Below are 18612 nucleotides of genomic sequence, written 5' to 3'. Positions count from 1 at the left end.
AGGAGGTGACCATGTTAACAGCAGCCAAATTAGAAAACACAACGCTTGAAAGCATTAACCCGACGACGGGACAAGCCTTACCTTCTTGTGAAGCCTTGACGTTAGACGAAGCACGTTCCACCATCGATAAGGTGGCAGCGGGCTTTACTGGGTGGAAAGCCACAAGTTACCCAAAACGCGCAGCCATATTAAAAGCCGTAGCCGCAAAATTACGAGAAAACAAAGGTGAGCTGGCCGATTTAATGGCTCTGGAGATGGGCAAACCAGTTAAAGAAGGCGTTGCCGAGGTTGAGAAAAGCGCATGGTGCGCAGAATATTACGCCGACAATGGCGAAGCATTCCTGACTCCTGAAACGTTAGAATCGGACGCCAGCCACAGCTATGTGCAATACCCTCCTCTTGGAACGGTTCTAGGTATCTTGCCTTGGAACGCGCCTGTTTGGTTGGCATTGCGCTTTCTGGCACCAGCCTTAATGGCGGGTAACACTTGTGTTCTAAAAGCTGATCCCAATGTGCCTGCCACGGCAAAGAAATTAGTCGAATGCTTTTATCAAGCAGGCGTTCCAGAAAACGTGGTTGCTAACTTAGCGGTAGCAAATTCGGTGGCGAGTAAAATGATCGATCACCCAAAAGTCAAAGCCGTATCTTTTACTGGTTCTAGCAAAGCAGGACAATTCATTGCCTCGCAAGCCGCAGCAGGATTAAAACCTGCTGTATTAGAACTGGGTGGTTCTGATCCTTGTATTCTGATGGCCGATGCGGATTTGGAAAAAGCGCTCGATATAATTACCCTGTCGCGCATGATCAACGCAGGGCAATCTTGTATTGCAGTAAAACGCTTATTCATCGAAAAATCCATTTATAGCCAAGTTTGTGAAGCGCTACGAGAACGTTTCAGCAAGTTAAAATGCGGCGATCCAAGAGACGAAAGTAATAATCTCGGGCCATTGGCGAGGGAAGACTTACGAGATCAACTGCATCGCCAAGTATCAGAAAGCATCGACGCCGGTGCGCGCTGTTTAACAGGCGGCGATTTGCCATCTCGCTCGGGCTTCTTTTATCCGCCGACTTTATTGGTCGACGTAAAACCCGGCATGACAGTCTTTGAAGAAGAAACCTTTGGCCCAGTACTCAGCGTGACGCCGATTGATACTATTGATCAAGCACTGGGGCTAGCAAACGATACCGAATACGGCTTAGGCGCCAGCATTTGGACCAGTAACCAAGTGGCCATCGATCGAGCCATTGAGACACTGGAATCTGGGCAAATTGCTGTCAACGGCATCGTCAAAAGTGACCCAAGGTTGCCATCAGGCGGGATTGGCAAATCCGGCTATGGTCGTGAACTTGGCCCACAGGGCATACGCGAATTTGTCAACGTACAACAGATTTGGATTGCTTAGCGCTATATTGCTATTATGTTAAAACTCATCAAAAGAGCCTCCCATGAGGCTCTTTTTGTATGTGAACAACCCTTAAAAAAGCAACAAGAGTAATGAGCATGGAACCGCTACCATATTTGAAAACCATCGAACTTAAACGGGATTTAATCGACTCTTTTGACGTTTATCCTTTCTCTATCCCAGCGGTAAAGGAACTGGATTTTATTGAGTTCGATAAAGCTGTGACTATTTTTGTTGGAGAAAACGGCAGTGGCAAATCCACCTTACTCGAAGCCATTGCGGTAAGTATGGGCTTCAACGCAGAAGGCGGCACCAAAAACTTCAACTTCGGTACACGCAGTACTCATTCGGACCTGCACAGCTACCTACGCCTTTCGAAATCCTTTAAACGCTACCGAGACGGCTTTTTCCTACGGGCAGAAAGCTTCTATAACGTTGCCACTAATATTGATGAATTAGATGAAGACCCCTCACCAGCACCATTTATTAAAGACAGCTATGGCGGAAAATCGCTGCATCATCAATCCCATGGTGAATCTTTTCTAGCACTTATGTTGAAACGCTTTGGCGGAAACGGGCTTTATCTCCTTGACGAGCCAGAGGCGGCGCTTTCACCGACAAGGCAACTGGCGGTATTGAGTCGAATGCATCAACTGATAAACAATCAATCTCAATTCATCATAGCAACACATTCACCGATTCTTATGGCGTATCCTGGAGCGAAAATTTATCAAATCGATAAAACAGGCATTTACCCAGTCAAATACGAAGACACCGAACATTACGGAGTTACCAAAGCCTTCTTAAATAACCCTGAGCCAATGTTGAGAGAATTGTTTTCATAGGAAGGAGACAGCATGGCTTTGTATGTAAATGGTGTTGAAGATGCTATCAAAAGCTTGATTAAATGAACGGTATGAAACCAAATAGCTCTTATTGCCTATGAATAGTCGGCAATAAGAGCTATGAAAAATTCAGACAATCAAAAAAATGTCTTTTTGGGATATTAAAGTGTTGCGGTAAATACTTTAGAGAAGCTGGTTTTTTCTTGGATATCGATATTTAGGCGCAATCTACGAGAAATATCACTGGCAGAGAAAATACCACGAATCTCATGATTTTCACGATCAAGAACCAAACAGTGACGTTCACCGTTGTTTTTAAGCGCGGTAATTACATCAGAAATGGTGGCTTTAGAAATATCCTGCCAATCCAATGCTTTTAGGTTCTTTTTAGCCGTCATCAAATCAGCTACGACAATTTCAGATCGCTCCAAGCCTTCAGATACTTTCTGTACGATTTTGCGCTCGATGATATCGTCAGAACTGACCACACCAATAAAATGCTTCTTTTCATCGATAACAAATTTTAAACGTACGTGTTCTTTCTGCATCAGCTCTTTGGCAGTGAGAACAGGTATTGTGGATTCAACGACCAAAGGTTTGTTGTTTTTAAAATCTGTGAAAAATAGCAATGCAGAAGAATCAATTGTTAAGTCGTAGTTTTCTTCAGGCCAAGCCAATTCATCTATTTCTGTTGTAGGGTAAAAATCTAGTATTTTCATATAAAGGCACTCCGTAGCGCTATCTTATCGTAAATCTAATATGGACCGTGTCTATCCATAAGCATATCTAATCATTTTGCTTAGAGTAATAGATTGCTACTAAAAATAACAATTTCAAGGTTAGAGAACAACGCTACAACAGATTCTGCGTCGTTTTTCAGCAAAAGCAAAAACACCTTAATAATCAAGACTGATAAATAAAAATATTCGAACTTCCATGTCAGCCGATGCTAAAGTGGCAAACAATTTAAATCGCTATGCCAAGATAACGAGGAAATATGAACACGGTCAGCCAACAGTACAAAATGAAAGGAATGCTTATTACCAATCACGAACTAGAGGTTCCGTTGGATTGGGTCTCCTTTAACAAGAGCTTTAACAGGAGTTCTAACAAAAGCCTTAATAAGACCCCTGACAACAGTTCGATGATTACGCTGTTTGCTCGTGAAGTGGTTGACGTAAACCGCGCCAATGAAGAGCTGCCTTTGTTACTGTTTTTACAGGGTGGTCCTGGTGGCAAGTCCCCTCGCCCCATGCCAGGTTCGCCGTCATGGATGGCGGAAGCCTTGAAAACGCACCGCGTTATTTTAATCGATCAACGTGGCACGGGTCGTAGCAGCCGTATCGACACCAATCTGATCAGTAAATTGTCTGCCGAAGAAGGCCGAGATTACCTGCTTAAATTTCGCGCCGATAGCATTGTGGCCGACTGCGAACACTTACGTAAAACGGTATATGGCGGCCGTTTATTTGAAACTTTGGGACAAAGCTACGGTGGCTTTATCACTCTGACTTATTTATCCCAAGCCCCTGAAGGTCTAGCAGCGTGCTATGTCACGGGCGGATTGGCAGGTTTAGAGGAATCGGCACAAGAGGTTTATCAGCTAACTTATCAGCGCGTGATCGAGAAGAACCAAGACTATTATGCTCATTATCCAGAAGACGCCAAGGTCATGGCGAAGATCGCACAATGCCTAAAAAACGACAAAGTACTTTTACCTGATGGTGACCAACTTACTCTAGAACGTTTCCAAAGTATCGGCATTCTTTTGGGAATGGGTCCAGGTATTGATCAGGTCCATTGGTTAGTAGATGAAGCCTTTGCTGGCAGTGACAAAACTCGACTTAGCGATGTATTTTTAGAGCAAGTCATGAACATAACCAGCTATCACGAAGGTCCACTTTTTGCAGTCATCCATGAAAGCATTTATGGTCGACCTAATGAAAGCACTAGCTGGGCCGCACACCAGCTGCGAGATCAGTTTAGTAAATTTGACGCGTCACACTCGCCTTTGATGTTAACTGGCGAAATGATCTACCCGTGGATGTTTGATCAAATTTCTTCACTGCGCCCTTTTGCTGAGGCCGCGAATGCCCTAGCAACTTACAAGGACTACGCGCCACTTTATGACCTTGAAAAACTTGCCAAAAACAAAGTCCCCGTCGTAGCCGCGGTGTATCACAACGATATGTACGTGCCACGTGAGCTGTCACTAAAAACGGCGAAGCAAGTTGCCAACACGCAAGTTTGGCTGACTAATAGCTACGAACACGATGGCGTTCGTCAGTCGCCAGAAGTGTTCTGCAAATTACGTGAATTATTGTTAGACCAAGGCGGTCCTTTAAAAAACTCAAAATAAGACAATCACAATGTTATGCAATTTTTCCGCATTGTTTAAGCGACAAACCGATAAGATCGATACATCGAATATAAATTAATAAGGAGTTTTTATGAGTCATCCACTCAATCTTAGCGTTAAAAACATCCAGAGCGAAAACGTTGACCTATCCACTTACCAAGGCAAAACGGTTTTGATTGTTAACGTTGCGTCAAAATGTGGTTTAACACCGCAGTACGAAGGCCTTGAAGCCTTGTACAAAAAATACCATGAGCAAGGCTTAGAAATCCTTGGTTTCCCCGCGAATGATTTCGCTGGACAGGAACCAGGCAGCGATGAAGAAATTCAACAGTTCTGCAGCCTAACTTACGATGTGACTTTCCCAATGTTCAGCAAGATTGCTGTTACAGGTGAAGACAAGCATCCGTTATACAAAGGCTTGATCGAAGCAGCCCCGGTTACGCCGAATCGCGACGCCATGGTTACCATGTTGGCAGGTCATAAAATCGAAGCGACCAAAGCACCAGAGGTGGTGTGGAACTTTGAAAAATTCCTAGTCACCAAAGATGGCAAAGTAGAACGTTTCTCGCCTGATGTGACACCGAAAGATGATGCACTTGTAGCAGCCATTGAAGCTGATCTATAAATCTTGCGAAGCAAGCCACTGTTTACGCAGTGGCTTGCTTTCCCAACTAAGCACTCCTTAACTGCCGAATGGCTTTCATCCGGCTCCACATTTGCCTATTCAGCTTTTTATAAATCCACAAACAACCAATATCAAACCCAAAATAAAACACACTAATCCCACTTGGTGGATTACTGCTGGTAATGAAAGGAACCGTTGAAAACCACGTATCTGGCCACACCCAGCATTGATAATAGGTTCCCAGCAATTCTAAATACACCACCATGAAAAACATGATAAGAAAGAACAGTTCATTGCCCGATTTCGTTTTCAAAAAAAGCACAACACCAAGCATACAAAGAAAGCCCAATCTATCTTGGTCAAGTAGCAACCAAAGGCTTGAATAGACGATCATTCCCCAATACAAAATCGTAACAACCCACACTTTGTTGTGTTGGATGATTTTTTCTTTTTGAATATAAAACACGGCGGCATAAATAAGACTGTGACCAAGAGGTACATAAAGCGGTACGTTTTCTAAACGATATTCGTACATTCCCAAAAGAAGGGAAAACACCACCTCACCAAATAAGGCCAAGACAACACCATATAACATCAGCTTTTTGATTTTACTGGTCACGCGTAAATACACCCAAGCAAAGCACAACAGTACTAAACCATTGGTGATCCATTGACTGTAATGAACCTGCTCAGCTAATGACTGGCTGTCAATGAACAAACCAAGCCAGAGCATCAAGAGCACAGGAATATAGATGGATTTATATTTGAGTTTTGAAATCATTTGCAAATGATAAATAAACTTAACGACTGACACCATCAAAAACAAACTACTTACGGTAATAGCTTACGATTAATATAACGCTTTGGTGTAATACCTGCGATTAACTGGCATTCACGCGTCATATGAGCTTGATCAGAAAAACCGTATTCGATAGCAAGCTCCGCTAGTCGGGTGTGATTTTTCCCTTCTTTTAAAGCCAGCAAAACTGCCCGAACTCTTCGCAATCGTTGGAAGTATTTTGGCGACATACTCAAGCGGTGCTGAAACTGGCGCTCTATTTGGCGCTGACTAAGTGGAAGCGCATCTAACAAATCAACTCGAGAAGATTGTTGTAGCAACTCTACCGCTTTCAACACCGGATCATGGATATCGGTCATGCTAGAAACCCTTTGGTAAAAAGCCTTATCCAATAAATCTATACGCTCTTCAGTATTCAAACAGTATTTTAGTTGCACCAGTAAAGATTGAATAAATTCAGACGTTTGCAGTGGACCTGTCATGTCTTGTTGTTTTGCCAATTTTGTCTGAAATAAGCGCCCCATTCCGGGCTGAAAGCGCACCCCTATTAGATCTGTTCCAGATGATAAATGAATGAGATGAGCACGTTGATTAGTTGCTTGGAACATCACCTGATCTTGGAATTCTTGCTGATCGATCAGCACTGGCACTCCCAGATTAAACAAGATGCCACTACCGGCATCCGCAACCAAACGACGAGTCACGCCAGGTTGATCCATTGGGACTTGTGCCGACCAAATAGCTTGCAACCACAAAGAAAGAAGCCCTTGAGGAAAATGGATATTAAACAACAAGGGCGATGTCATGTTAATCCTCTAACTTACTGGTAAGTAGAAACGGCTTATTTAGCGAAAACTGCCAACCTCAGGTTTAAAGACTTTTACAATTCGATTCCAACTAGAAATAGCATTTATCGCAACGGTTAAATAGGTTAATCCAGATTCACCAAAATTTGCTAGCATTTCTTCGTAATGAGCATCATCAACAGAATGACCTGCAACAAGATGCTCCACCCAAGCCAAGGCTTGACGTTCTTGATCTGAAAATAATGGAGAATCTTGCCATGCACTCAAAGCAATCATTCGTTCATACGTCTCGCCCATTTCTAATGCTTGCGTGCTATGCATATCCAAACAAAAGGCACATTGGTTAATCTGTGATACGCGAAGCTTCACTAGCTCCAAGAGAGTCTTACCTAGGCTTGGTATCTGTGCAAATTGCTGACCTAAGACTTCTTCTTGCTTAAGCAAAAGCTCAAACGCTTGTGGTGCAACAGCATAATAATTAATGCGTTTTAACATAATGAGACCTCCAAAGAATAAATTTGAAGCTCAATCCTAACGCCTGCGAACCTATATTAATTGAAGAAATTCGACATTTTACAAGAAAGAATAAAACACACCAAATTGATGAAATAGTGCCAATTCAGCGTGTTTTATTTCGCTTTTTCCGGTTAAGTATTTACTTAATAAACTGCTCTGCCCAAAACGCCACTGGCGAGGCAAGCAGAATGGTCAAAGCTACTCGCTGATACCAAACAATCAGCATTTGCTTGATGCTCAACGGAATCTCGGTCGATAAAATACAAGGAATCGACGCAGAGAAGAAAAGTATGGATGAAATCGACACCACACCAACCACAAACTTCACGACGAATACGCTTTTCGCTGCGATCAAAGCAGGCAAAAACATTTCCGCCAAACCTGTCGCTGACGCGGTAGCAACCATCATTGGATCAGGTAATTGTGCAACCCACGCAAACGGGTAAAACAGATAACCAATCCACTCAAATACTGGCGTGTATTTCGCCAAGAGCAAACCACACAAACCAACAGACATAATAGAAGGCAAAATACTCATCGCCATTATCATGCCTTCTTTGATGTTTTGCAGGATGTTGCTAGCAAGTGGATTTGCATTATTCGTCACTTCAAGCCCTTCTAAAGCAGCCTGTTTAAAACGAGAATGCTGAAACTCTTCCACTTCACGACGTTCTGCGGTGTTATCCATTTTGCTAAGCGGGAAAAGTCTTACTGTGATTGCCGTTACCACGAAAGTAATCAACAAGGTTGCCCAGAAAAATACGTTCCAAACATCCATTAGGCCCAATGTTTTCGCCACAATCACCATAAATGTAGCTGATACAGTGGAAAAGCCAGTGGCAATAATGGCCGCTTCTTTCGCGGAATATTGACCAGACTTATAAACTCGGTTGGTAATCAACAAACCAATAGAATAACTACCTACAAACGATGCAACCGCATCAATCGCAGACTTACCCGGTGTCTTAAACAACGGCTTCATAATAGGCTGTAACAGCACACCTGCAAATTCAAGCAACCCGTAACCAATTAAAAATGCGAGAAATACCGCACCAATAGGCACGATCAAACCAACAGGCACAACCAACTTACTGAACAAGAAAGGCAACATGTCTTTCTCAAGTAAAAAAGCTGGGCCAACAGAGAAAAAAGCCATTACAGCAGTAACAACACCCAACACCTTAAAAATAGACAATACGGTTTGAGTTTTACTTGCACGCCAGTTACCCGAAATAAAAGGATAAGCACCACCGGCTAAGACAACCAAAATAGCGTAAACCTCAGCCATTTGACCGTAATCATTTCTGAGCCACGACACAATATGATCAAGGGGAATCGTTTCTTTTCCACCAATACTAATCGGAATAAAAAAGACAAAAATACCAACACAACTATAAGCAATGAGTTTAAGAAGAGACAACGGAGACACAACTCCGGACTTTGAATCTGTAGCATTCATATGAGGACTTCCTATGAGAACGTTATTAATCACAAGATAAATAGCAACATACATACCAACATGTATATACATATTAAAATGTTGCAATAAGGCCTATTCACTTGAGATTAAGATAAGTTTGTTTTTATTTTTCAACGCTAACAAGGCAAATATCGCACAGAATAAGCGCAATATAAAGACTTATGCGCTATTTTGAATCATATCAATCCAAAATAGATAGGCGTACTTATAGGAAAAAGAAATTTGAATAAGAGTAATAAAAGAAAGGTTGTCTATACATAGCATGAAAATTAAGCGGCTAACGTAGTTTTATCCTAATGCCATATCAGAACTCTTATAGGCGAGTTGAACCACCCTTCTTTTCAACCAGTTCGGCATACTTCACCAGTAAATTTTTGGCTTGATACTGACTTACATCTGGGGCTTTTACATCATTTACAACAATATATTGAATCAAATCCACTGCGTTTTTTGCTTCTTGCTGTATGTTGCTTAGATCACTTTGATAAAGGTATTGTTTTTCGTTCTGGTACTTTTCACTCTGATGCTTTTCGTTCTGGTATTTGCCGAACAGCTCTGGGTAAACCTGCCGATCTGGTAACACTGGCACACAACCAAGAGTAACCGCCTCTAGTACCGCAAGACCTTGGAATTCATGTAAAGCGGTAGAGAGCACAATATCTGACGATGAAAGAAAGCGCAGATAATCGGCTCGACTTGGCGCAAAGCCAAACTGTGTAATTCGATGGGCGAACTTAGCTTGAATCTGGTCAAATTCTTTTGGCGTGGAACGAAATTGCTCGCCTAAAATGGCAATTTCGTAATCTAGTTTGCGATACTCTAATTCTTCTAAAATAGCCAGCAGTCGATCTGGCCCTTTGTCGAATTCCCAACGTGCCGACCAAACTAACTTTATTCGCCCTGGCTGAGATATCAAGTTCGTGCTTTCTTCTGCCGAAACCAAAGCCTCCATAGAAACAAGCATATCCAAAGGCACAGGAAGAACTTGAGATTTTGCTTCAGTACCATTTAACCAATCTGGAGAGACATAATCAGGCAGTTTTTTTAACAAGGCGCGAGCACCAGCAAAGAACGAGGCTTTGTTAAATTGACTATTGAATACACACAAATCAGCCGCCAAGGCACTGTACAAAGTAACCATTTGCATTTCGATAAGGCCTTGCTGTTTATCACTCGCAGGATAGGCAAATTGGTTTTCATGGAAATACAGCAACCAAGGTAGGTTTTGCAAATCAGGGCAAAAGGCCTTTAGACCAACACAATCCGTCATTGAGGTGGCAATGACCAAGTCATAAGGCTTTTCTAGTATCGGCTTAAATTTTGGGTCAAAAGCAAAACTCATAGCATTACCACGAATCCGCCATGCAAAATGCCGAGCAGGCAAAGACAAATAACTCCAATCATGCTGACTTAAACCATTCATCAAGGTATTTGCCCAAGCTTTATGGCTGCTGGCTTCGTAGGCACTGATCAATAAAATTCGCACGGATTCTTTCTACTCGTTGGCTAAATTTGGCTTTTATCTATATTTGAGAGCTTTTGGGTCTATTTGAGAGCTTTGTGGCTGGCTCATCATGGTTGGGTCGAATATCATGTAGGAAAATTACAAATCACTTTAAGGAAAACCATGATCATTCAACGTCACGATCAAGATATTAACACGCCAACAGGCACTATGCGCTGCACCGTTTATCGTCCTCAGGCCGAAGGGCGCTTTCCTTGTATCTTTTTTTATTCTGAAATTTTCCAACAAACCGCACCGATTGCACGCTCTGCCGCCATAATGGCTGGCCATGGTTTTGTGGTTATTGTGCCAGAAGTGTTTCATGAACTTAACCCAATCGGCACAGTATTAGGCTATGACGATGAAGGCAAAGACAAAGGCAACGCAGACAAATTCACTAAAACACTAGAAGCTCATGACAGCGATACTGTAGCTATGCTCGAATATTTCGAACAGCAAGATTATTGCACGGGTCAATTTGGTTCCATGGGCGTTTGCTTGGGCGGTCATTTGGCTTATCGTGCAGCCTTAAACCCTCGTATTCAATCATCTTTCTGCTTGTACGCTACAGACATTCATTCGAATACCATTCCTTGCGACGAAGGCAATGATTCTTTTACTCGCACGAAAGAAATTCAAGGGGAATTGACGATGGTATGGGGCAAACAAGATCCCCATGTATCAACAGAAGGACGTCAGAAGATTTATCAGCAATTGATCGATACTGACCGTCTATTCACTTGGCATGAATTCAACGGCCAGCATGCTTTCATGCGCGACGAAGGCGATCGTTACGACCCGGCTCTCGCCTTAGAATGCTACAACAAAGCGGTGTCTTTGTTTCAACGTGCCTTGCATAAAGCCTAATGACAAAAAGCCATTCGACCGAACCGAGGTGAGCTTATTGCTCGCCTCGCCACATTGGCGTCATTGCGCATTCGCCTAGCTCACCAGAGATCCACATTTCGCCATCTTGAATAGTGACGTTCAATTGCATAGATCGAGTACAGATCTTCGCCAACGCCTCAACTTGAGATTCGCGGAACTGCAAGACTCGCATGTTATCAAAACGACTATTTTTGCCTTTGTTTTGTTCCCACCAAATATCGGACTTATCGTTGTAATTAACGACGATCACTTTCTGAGCTCGACCACAAGCTTTACGTAAACGCTTCTCGTCAGGCTGACCCAATTCTACCCAAAGCAAAATTTCGTCTGAGTAATTTTTCTGCCAAAGATCAGGTTCGTCTTCGGTACTAATACCTTTGCTGAAACTTAATTGCTCGCCGCCTTCTTTCTCGTCAGCCAATAAAGCGAACGCCGCTAAACGCACCATCATGCGCTCTTCGGTTTCAGAAGGATGTAATGCCAAGGTCAATTCATAACTTTGGTAATGGTTTCGATCCATATCGGACACTTGAACCGATGCTTTATAAATTGTTGCTTTCGTCGCCATGGGGTCACTTACTACATTATTAACTACAAAAAAGGACAAGAAAATCGCGACGAATTGTACAGCAAAAAACACCGACAATACCGCTACAAACAAACTGTTTTTTTCACATCATGAAAACATTGGTAATGTAAAAAAATAAAAGATATATCAATATAAATGATTGACATAAGTCACAAAAAAAGGCTCAATAAAAAAGCTCGAAAAAGAGCAAAAATTACGCAATGCATAACGCAACCAATAGAACACAAAGTTAAGGAGAAGCAAGATGACTACATATACGCTAAATCATTCTACTTCCCCTATGGCTACTCGCTGCAATAATCGAGTACGTAAAACTTTGTCCTCGCGTTCAATGCCTGTGTAATACACCATTGACCGCGGAATTTACGCGGTCACCTCTGTAAGAAATCACCCCGTAAGTTCCGCCAAAGCTATTATTTTGGAGAAAACTTATGAGTATCATCGCCCTATTCAACGCCGCTAAAGAATATTTTGAAGCTCGTCGCACCAATCAATTATTTCGTCAGCTTGATGACCATTACTTAAAAGACATTGGTTTTTACCGCGATAACGGACACATTCGTCCATTAGCAGGTAACAAAGATTTAGAAAGTGATCAGAAAGGAAAAGCTCAAATACCACCAGGAGAACAACCGAGCGACGGATGAGTAGACCGTCACCTTAGATGGCTCTAGGGTGACGGTAAAGCACTAGGCCGGATGGCCACGACGCCTTTCATTATTAAGTAGTGAAAGGCGTTTTTTATAGTCTTTATATTAGCGTTATAGCAACGAAGTTATTAGCCACGCTCTAATTGTCGCACTACACTCGTTACGACACCAAATACTTCTAAACTAGATGCTTCATCTTCAACAATTGGCGTAACTGTTGCTGCGTAAGCTTTGTTCTTTGGACGAAGCAGCACGTCTGGTTTTAATTGCAACGTCATTACCGCCATTTTTCCATGTTCAAATGCAATCACGATGTCCCCATGACGGGCAGTTAATGATCGATCCACAACCAGTACATCACCTGTTTGAATATCTTCTCTTTCCATCGGCTCACCTTGAGCACGCACAAAGAAAGTTGTTGTAGGATTGGGAATACACAAGGCATTCAGATCCACAGATTTATCTTCAGGCTGTTTACCGAGATCCGAAGGTTTCATAGACTCAGAATAAAGTGGAATTCGAACACTGTTTGCCGCAATAAAAGCAGCAGACTCAGAAGTACCAAGATAAGACACGCGCATAGTAAAAACATCCAAACTGTATATTCGTACAGTATGTTTTAAAGTACGCAAATAAACTAGCAAATTTTTGTAAAGACGATAGATTAATCCCCTCTAACAAACATCAAACTAGAGTTCGTGATCCCTAAGCAAATCACTTTCACTGACCACCCCTCCCGTCGCCAACGAGATCCGCCGTATGTATTTCGCAGGTGAACGCTTATGGATATGCAACCAATTCCAGACATGTGCTTGTTTAACTCCTAAAATTTGCGCGAGTGCAGTTTGGCTTCCTACAATTTCGACTGCTTTTGCAATGGCTGACATATAACCTCCTTAACAACCTTTATTGTATTTGATGACAGTTTTTATTGTTTGTCAAATACAGATAAAGTTGTAATTATTCGCTTATGACTATTGCAGAACGCGTTAAACAAAAAAGAACAGACCTAAGACTGACTCAAGCCGAGTTAGCGAAGCGTGTTGGCATCTCCCAACAATCGCTGCAAAAAATTGAAGACGGTAGAACACAAAATCCGCGCAAACTACTCAATTTAGCCAAGGCATTAGATTGTGATGCAGAATGGTTACTACTGGGAACAGCCTGTGAAGTAAGAGAAAGCGCTTCTAGCTACACCAATAACAACAGCGCTTCCACATCCTTAGAAACTAATTTAAGACCTATAATTACAACGCTACAAGCAGCCCAATGGCCTAATATTACGGATTTAGACGAAAGAAAATTTGACTGGATAGAAACCCCTGAATCCACTTCCAAATCAGCATTTTGGCTTAATGTTGTGGGAGACAGTATGATGTCACCTTCTGGCACAAGCGTTCCAGAAGGCTACCTAATTCTGGTTGACCCCAGCTTAACAGCCAAAAATGGTGATTTGATCATCACAAAAGTTGCAGACAGCAAAGACGTGACATTTAAAAAATTAGTCATCGACGCTGGTCGAACTTATCTAACACCACTCAACCCGAACTATAGACCAATTGAAGTCCCCAATGACCTAACCGTCATAGGTGTTGTCACCCAAGCTCGAATCTTGTTTTAGACTATTTACAACCTCCCTGCTTCATACTAACGTAACGTTTGACCTATTAAACAAGAAAAACACCTTAAGCTGTTGACACACTAACAACATAAATTGTATTTTAAAAATGTCGACAACAACCAAAGGATAGGAATTATGCTAGTCATTACTCGACACCCCGGTGAAACCATTAACATTGGTGATGATACGGAAGTTACCGTATTAGGGGTACAAGGGACTCAAGTTCGCATCGGCATCAAAGCCCCGCAAAAGATAAGCGTTCATCGAGAAGAAATTTACAAACGTATTCAAGCAGAAAAACTACTGGAAACTTACAGTGAGCAGGTCAAAGAAAACCAACCTACTTAGAAAGGTTTGCCAAGAAACTTAAACTCTCAACAAAAACCACATAAAAGCAACAAATACAAAAGAGCCCCAATGCAGTCTTACCAACTATTCGGGATCACGTTACATTAGGGCCCTTTTGGCTATTCGAATAAACTCACACTGTTAGACAAGAACATTATCAACATCATAAGTACCACCAAACAGCTCGAATATCTTACCATTCAAGTCATCCTTGCTTAGGATAAATAAAACCGATTTAGCAACATCCGCTCGCGGAATCGCCATCTCTTCTCGACTATTCGGCCGTTTAATAGTGATTTTCCCTTGGCCTTTCTCATTCGTTAATGGGCCAGGACGAACAATAGTAAAAGGCACACCTGATGCCATCAAATATTGATCTGCCATATGCTTAGCAACCAAATAAGGCTTGATATCTGACTCTATTGCCTCAGGATCATCAGCACCAATACTGCTCACCATAATAAACTGCTTAACATTGGCTGCTTTTGCATAATCCACGGCTTTCTTAGCTGCCCATAAATCAATCAACAAGGTCTTATCAGCACCTGTTGAACCACCAGAGCCAGCAACAAAAATCACATTATCAATACCATCAAAAGCATGACTAAAGTCACCTTCTAAATCCGCTTCGACAATTTCTAGATCACTGTCTTCTAAATGATCCAACTTAGATTTGTCTCGTACCAAAGCACGGGCATCCTCTTCCGTCTCAACAAGTGTCTTGGTTATCAATTGGCCAATTTGACCACTTGCACCTATAACAAGAGTTTTACTCATAACTTGCCTCCTTTAACGTTTTAAGGAGCGAAACCTGTAAAAAAAGTTTCGCCTTTAAAGTCTTACCTACCACTATAAGGACATGAGACAAGGATGAAACCCCAAACGGCCAGTTTGCATATTTACTGGATATTAGATCTTTATTTTATAGAGGCGTTATAAAGAAAAGGGCGCTCCTGATAATTCAATCAAAAGCGCCCTCGTCATTTAGGCTTTCTCTTGGCTAGATATCACCCAAACATAAATATTTAATTTCTAAGTAATCCTCTAATCCATATTTTGAGCCTTCACGCCCCTGCCCCGATTCTTTTACGCCGCCAAAAGGAATCATCTCAGAACTGATCGCTGTTTCATTAATACCAACCATGCCGTATTCAAGCGCTTCTCCGACTCGCCAAATACGTGAATGATCTTTAGTGTACATATACGCAGCAAGACCAAATTCCGTGTCATTCGCCATCGCAACCGCTTCTTTTTCGGTACTAAACTTAAATACTGGAGCGACCGGACCAAAAACCTCTTCTTTGGCTAATCGCATAGAAGTAGTTAAATCTCTAATAACCGTTGGCTGATAAAAGTGATCTCCCTGCGCATCAGTTTTGCCCCCAATACACACCTTTGCTCCCTGCTCTACAGCGTCATTCACCAAAGCGATAACATTTTCTACTGCTTTTTTAGTAATCAATGGCCCCATGGTTGTTTGATCAGCCATGCCATCGCCCAAAACAAATTCGCCAACGCGATTGGTAAAACGCTTGATAAATTCATCGTAAATGGTGTCTTGAACTAAAATACGATTGGCACAAATACAGGTTTGGCCAGCATTGCGGAACTTAGCGCCAAGAGCGCCAGTCACGGCTTTGTCCAAATCCGCATCCTCAAAGACCAATACGGGAGCATTACCACCTAGTTCCATTGATGTCTTTTTAATGGTCTTAGCTGATTGCTCCATTAACAGCTTGCCAACGGCGGTTGAGCCTGTGAAGGTAATTTTCTTCACAATAGGATTAGAGGTCAGTTCCGCGCCAATGGATTTTGAATCTTTACCCACCACAACATTAAACACTCCAGCAGGAATGCCAGCACGAGAAGCTAACTCGGCCAAAGCTAACGCAGACAAAGGTGTTTCAGCAGCGGGCTTCAATACGATAGAACAACCAGCCGCAAGTGCCGGAGCCACTTTACGAGTAATCATTGCATTAGGGAAATTCCACGGAGTGATAGCCCCCACCACACCAACGGGTTGCTTAATAACAATTGAGCGTCTATCCGCACTGGTACTTGGAAGCACATCGCCATAAATGCGCTTCGCCTCTTCTGCAAACCATTCGATATAGGAAGCGCCATATATCACTTCACCACGGGACTCTGACATCACTTTGCCTTGTTCAGACGTCATGATTAAAGCAAGGTCTTCTTGGTTCTCTAGTACCAGTTCATACCAGCGACGTAATATAGAAGAACGCTGTTTTGCTGGAATCGTCTTCCAGTGATCATAAGCAACTTCTGCTGCGGCGATGGCTTGCTTCGTCTCTTGTGCTCCCAAATCCGCTACCTTGGCAATCACTTCTCCCGTGGATGGATTTAATACTTCAAACGTATTTCCATTAGGTGCCTGAATCCATTGCCCATCGATAAACCCAGCCGATCTTAATAAAGAAGGATCTTTTAATTTTTGCTCTAACATATGTACTCCATTTAACTTTTGACAAACTTCAGTCTTAGCTTAATGCCACTAAATCAGACTAAGAGACCGAGCTTGGGTTATATTGATGTTCGCTTATTTTAGAGTGCTTACCAGCAAGGTCGTCTTGGTTATAACTGGTTCCACGAGCTTCATCCTGCAAGCCTTTCACCAAGGCCCAACACATAAACAGCAAGACAACGGAAAAAGGTAACGCCGCAACAATAGAAGCCGTTTTTAATGAATCGAGACCGCCCGCAATCAATAAGATCGCAGAAACAGCGCCAAGCCCGAGTCCCCAAATAACTCGTAGGAAGCGAGGTGGATTTTTATCGCCTAAAGAAACAATGGTGCAAATCACCAAGGTGCCAGAGTCAGCCGACGTCACGAACCAAGTCACAATGAGGAATGTCGCAAGACCAGCCACAAGATGGGTCAACGAAGGCACATTAATCGCTTCAATCGTGCTATACAGAGCCAATGTTATATTGTCATTCACAACGCCCGCTAAACTGCCATCACCAAATAGCTGGATGTTTAATGCCGTTCCACCAAAAACAATGATCCAAATGAAGCCTCCTAACGGAGGAATAACTAACGCGGTCAACATAAACTGGCGGATAGTACGGCCTCGAGAGATTCGTGCGATAAACATCCCAACTAATGGGCCCCAAGATAGCCACCATCCCCAGTAAAAAATGGTCCACCAGCTTTGCCACTGGCGAGTCGGATCCGTATCTACCCAAAATCCCATCGGTATGAAGTTAGAGAAATAATCACCCAAACTGGAAACCGTTGTTTCTAATAAGAATACAGTTGGTCCTGCTACAACAAAAAAGCCAATCACCAAAACACTTAAGCGGATATTCCATATACTCAATATTTTAATGCCCTTCCCAACCCCTGAAATGGCGGAAACAGTGGCGATAACAGAAACTACAGCGATTAAAATAATTTGAGTTGTTAGCGAAATGTCGATACCAAAAAGATAGTTAAGACCAGCGTTCATTTGAGAAACACCCAAGCCTAACGTCGTGGCCGTTCCAAAAAGCGTGCTAAAGATGGCTAGAAAATCCACAGCATGACCAATTGGGCCATAAATTTTATCGCCCAAAAGAGGATATAACCCGGAACGAACAGTCAGTGGCAAACCTCTGCGATAACAGAAATACGCCAAACAAAGGCCGACTAAAATATAGATAGCCCAACCATGAAGTCCCCAATGGAACATGGTGATACGTAGTGCGACTTGCGCCGCTTCTAAAGTATTGGGCTGCACATTTTCCATTTCTATAAATGGATTGCCTTGAAGGTAGGTAATCGGCTCAGCAATACTCCAAAACAGTAAGCCAGTACCGATAGCGCAACTAAACAGCATAGAGAACCAAGCGGTAAAACCAAACTCAGGCTTCTCATCATCCTTGCCGAGGCGAATATTTCCGAAGCGGCTAAATGCCACCCATATCGAGAAAAATAGTACAAAGCAAACAACAGCAATGTAATACCAACTCAGGTTACTCTGGATCCAAGCGTTAATGCCATTCGCGATAGCATTAGATAGATCTACATTTAAGATGGAAAAAAGTACGAATGCCCCGACCATAAGAATGGAACCATAGGACATGATTTTGTACATTTTTTGGTGGTTATTTTGATGTTCTGTACTGCTTGGCTTCATTACAACTCCTAAGCATAAGCCTTCAAATATAGTATTTGAG

20 protein-coding genes are annotated in these 18612 nt (G+C 42.5%); 8 read left to right on the top strand and 12 right to left on the bottom strand.

Annotated elements, in window-relative coordinates:
• The first annotated feature begins 11 nt into the window (after positions 1 to 11).
• Positions 12 to 1403 (top strand): NAD-dependent succinate-semialdehyde dehydrogenase, encoded by a 1392-nt coding sequence (locus B6N13_RS12910; RefSeq protein WP_169459563.1) that lies wholly within the window; start codon positions 12 to 14, stop codon positions 1401 to 1403.
• Positions 1404 to 1501: 98 nt separating this feature from the next.
• Positions 1502 to 2248, top strand: coding sequence for an AAA family ATPase (locus B6N13_RS12905; RefSeq protein ID WP_048814021.1), 747 nt, complete (start codon positions 1502 to 1504; stop codon positions 2246 to 2248).
• A 161-nt stretch (positions 2249 to 2409) separates the two neighbouring features.
• On the opposite strand, the gene B6N13_RS12900 is transcribed toward B6N13_RS12905, so the two are convergent.
• Positions 2410 to 2967 (bottom strand): CBS domain-containing protein, encoded by a 558-nt coding sequence (locus B6N13_RS12900; protein ID WP_012070160.1) that lies wholly within the window; start codon positions 2965 to 2967, stop codon positions 2410 to 2412.
• A 278-nt stretch (positions 2968 to 3245) separates the two neighbouring features.
• Here B6N13_RS12900 and B6N13_RS12895 point away from each other — a divergent pair, with 278 nt between their 5' ends.
• Both B6N13_RS12895 and B6N13_RS12890 read left to right on the top strand, forming a co-directional pair.
• The gene (locus tag B6N13_RS12895; RefSeq protein ID WP_169459562.1) at positions 3246 to 4607 is read left to right on the top strand and encodes an alpha/beta fold hydrolase; all 1362 of its coding nucleotides are present in this window, start codon (positions 3246 to 3248) and stop codon (positions 4605 to 4607) included.
• Between the two features lie 91 nt (positions 4608 to 4698).
• Complete coding sequence (locus B6N13_RS12890) at positions 4699 to 5232, top strand: glutathione peroxidase (protein WP_169459561.1); 534 nt, start codon at positions 4699 to 4701, stop codon at positions 5230 to 5232.
• Positions 5233 to 5278: 46 nt separating this feature from the next.
• Here the strand turns inward: B6N13_RS12890 and B6N13_RS12885 are convergent, their stop codons facing one another.
• From B6N13_RS12885 to B6N13_RS12865, 5 genes are all read right to left on the bottom strand, one after another.
• The gene (locus B6N13_RS12885; protein WP_248280326.1) at positions 5279 to 6013 is read right to left on the bottom strand and encodes a hypothetical protein; all 735 of its coding nucleotides are present in this window, start codon (positions 6011 to 6013) and stop codon (positions 5279 to 5281) included.
• Positions 6014 to 6063: 50 nt separating this feature from the next.
• Positions 6064 to 6837 carry a helix-turn-helix domain-containing protein gene (locus B6N13_RS12880; RefSeq protein WP_169459560.1) on the bottom strand — a complete coding sequence of 258 codons (774 nt, stop codon included), beginning with the start codon at positions 6835 to 6837 and terminating at the stop codon, positions 6064 to 6066.
• A gap of 39 nt (positions 6838 to 6876) precedes the next feature.
• Complete coding sequence (locus B6N13_RS12875; protein WP_169459559.1) at positions 6877 to 7332, bottom strand: carboxymuconolactone decarboxylase family protein; 456 nt, start codon at positions 7330 to 7332, stop codon at positions 6877 to 6879.
• A gap of 160 nt (positions 7333 to 7492) precedes the next feature.
• Positions 7493 to 8812, bottom strand: a complete 1320-nt coding sequence (locus B6N13_RS12870; RefSeq protein ID WP_248280325.1) for a YjiH family protein — start codon at positions 8810 to 8812, stop codon at positions 7493 to 7495.
• 334 nt (positions 8813 to 9146) lie between these two features.
• The gene (locus B6N13_RS12865; protein WP_169459557.1) at positions 9147 to 10319 is read right to left on the bottom strand and encodes a DUF3524 domain-containing protein; all 1173 of its coding nucleotides are present in this window, start codon (positions 10317 to 10319) and stop codon (positions 9147 to 9149) included.
• A 141-nt stretch (positions 10320 to 10460) separates the two neighbouring features.
• Between B6N13_RS12865 and B6N13_RS12860 the strand changes: the two genes are divergently transcribed.
• Positions 10461 to 11204: a dienelactone hydrolase family protein gene (locus B6N13_RS12860; RefSeq protein ID WP_169459556.1), complete on the top strand. Its 744-nt coding sequence runs from the start codon at positions 10461 to 10463 to the stop codon at positions 11202 to 11204.
• A 34-nt stretch (positions 11205 to 11238) separates the two neighbouring features.
• Here the strand turns inward: B6N13_RS12860 and B6N13_RS12855 are convergent, their stop codons facing one another.
• The gene (locus B6N13_RS12855; RefSeq protein ID WP_012070169.1) at positions 11239 to 11793 is read right to left on the bottom strand and encodes a YaeQ family protein; all 555 of its coding nucleotides are present in this window, start codon (positions 11791 to 11793) and stop codon (positions 11239 to 11241) included.
• A gap of 452 nt (positions 11794 to 12245) precedes the next feature.
• Between B6N13_RS12855 and B6N13_RS12850 the strand changes: the two genes are divergently transcribed.
• Entirely contained in the window at positions 12246 to 12461 is a 216-nt protein-coding gene (locus B6N13_RS12850) for a hypothetical protein (protein ID WP_048814023.1), read from the top strand.
• A 131-nt stretch (positions 12462 to 12592) separates the two neighbouring features.
• Here the strand turns inward: B6N13_RS12850 and B6N13_RS12845 are convergent, their stop codons facing one another.
• Together B6N13_RS12845 and B6N13_RS12840 are read right to left on the bottom strand one after the other, a co-directional pair.
• Complete coding sequence (locus tag B6N13_RS12845; RefSeq protein WP_012070170.1) at positions 12593 to 13045, bottom strand: S24 family peptidase; 453 nt, start codon at positions 13043 to 13045, stop codon at positions 12593 to 12595.
• A gap of 108 nt (positions 13046 to 13153) precedes the next feature.
• A complete protein-coding gene (locus B6N13_RS12840) occupies positions 13154 to 13351 on the bottom strand; it encodes a YdaS family helix-turn-helix protein (RefSeq protein WP_048814024.1) in 198 nt (65 codons plus the stop codon).
• A gap of 83 nt (positions 13352 to 13434) precedes the next feature.
• On the opposite strand from B6N13_RS12840, the gene B6N13_RS12835 reads away from it, so the two are divergent.
• Entirely contained in the window at positions 13435 to 14085 is a 651-nt protein-coding gene (locus tag B6N13_RS12835) for an XRE family transcriptional regulator (protein ID WP_012070171.1), read from the top strand.
• A gap of 135 nt (positions 14086 to 14220) precedes the next feature.
• Positions 14221 to 14433, top strand: coding sequence for a carbon storage regulator CsrA (gene csrA, locus B6N13_RS12830; protein WP_012070172.1), 213 nt, complete (start codon positions 14221 to 14223; stop codon positions 14431 to 14433).
• A 141-nt stretch (positions 14434 to 14574) separates the two neighbouring features.
• On the opposite strand, the gene B6N13_RS12825 is transcribed toward csrA, so the two are convergent.
• The 3 genes from B6N13_RS12825 to B6N13_RS12815 all read right to left on the bottom strand — a co-directional run bounded on the left by B6N13_RS12825 (position 14575) and on the right by B6N13_RS12815 (position 18572).
• A complete protein-coding gene (locus B6N13_RS12825) occupies positions 14575 to 15210 on the bottom strand; it encodes an SDR family oxidoreductase (protein WP_169459555.1) in 636 nt (211 codons plus the stop codon).
• 223 nt (positions 15211 to 15433) lie between these two features.
• Positions 15434 to 16897 carry an NAD-dependent succinate-semialdehyde dehydrogenase gene (locus tag B6N13_RS12820; protein WP_169459554.1) on the bottom strand — a complete coding sequence of 488 codons (1464 nt, stop codon included), beginning with the start codon at positions 16895 to 16897 and terminating at the stop codon, positions 15434 to 15436.
• A gap of 58 nt (positions 16898 to 16955) precedes the next feature.
• Positions 16956 to 18572 carry a BCCT family transporter gene (locus B6N13_RS12815; protein ID WP_169459553.1) on the bottom strand — a complete coding sequence of 539 codons (1617 nt, stop codon included), beginning with the start codon at positions 18570 to 18572 and terminating at the stop codon, positions 16956 to 16958.
• Positions 18573 to 18612 lie beyond the last annotated feature (40 nt).

Source organism: Marinomonas sp. UCMA 3892 (assembly GCF_012726345.1).
Classification (GTDB): Bacteria; Pseudomonadota; Gammaproteobacteria; order Pseudomonadales; family Marinomonadaceae; genus Marinomonas.
The sequence above is the reverse complement of the archived record's forward strand: the minus strand, read 5'-3'. Positions and strand labels throughout refer to the sequence as shown.